The organism is Enterococcus sp. GPZ-007 (genome assembly GCF_059374735.1).
Genome location: NZ_JCAFYN010000137.1, coordinates 1 through 272, shown reverse-complemented (window position 1 = coordinate 272; position 272 = coordinate 1). Strand labels below are relative to the sequence as shown.

The 272-nt window shown below is 51.8% G+C and carries 3 tRNA genes; all 3 read left to right on the top strand.

Going from position 1 to position 272, the window contains the following annotated elements:
* Nucleotides 1–90, top strand: a tRNA-Ser gene (locus AC4J95_RS21280).
* A gap of 15 nt (nucleotides 91–105) precedes the next feature.
* Nucleotides 106–179: transfer RNA gene (locus AC4J95_RS21275), tRNA-Met, on the top strand.
* Nucleotides 180–198: 19 nt separating this feature from the next.
* Nucleotides 199–271, top strand: a tRNA-Asp gene (locus tag AC4J95_RS21270).
* Nucleotide 272: the final 1 nt, after the last annotated feature.

Genomic DNA, 272 nt, shown 5'->3' with positions numbered 1-272 from the left:
GGAGGATTACCCAAGTCCGGCTGAAGGGAACGGTCTTGAAAACCGTCAGGCGGGTAAAACCGTGCAAGGGTTCGAATCCCTTATCCTCCTTTTTAATATTATTATCGCGGGATGGAGCAGTCTGGTAGCTCGTCGGGCTCATAACCCGAAGGTCGTAGGTTCAAATCCTGCTCCCGCAATTAAAAACTAAAAAAATACGGTTCCGTGGTGTAGGGGTTAACATGCCTGCCTGTCACGCAGGAGATCGCGGGTTCAAATCCCGTCGGGACCGC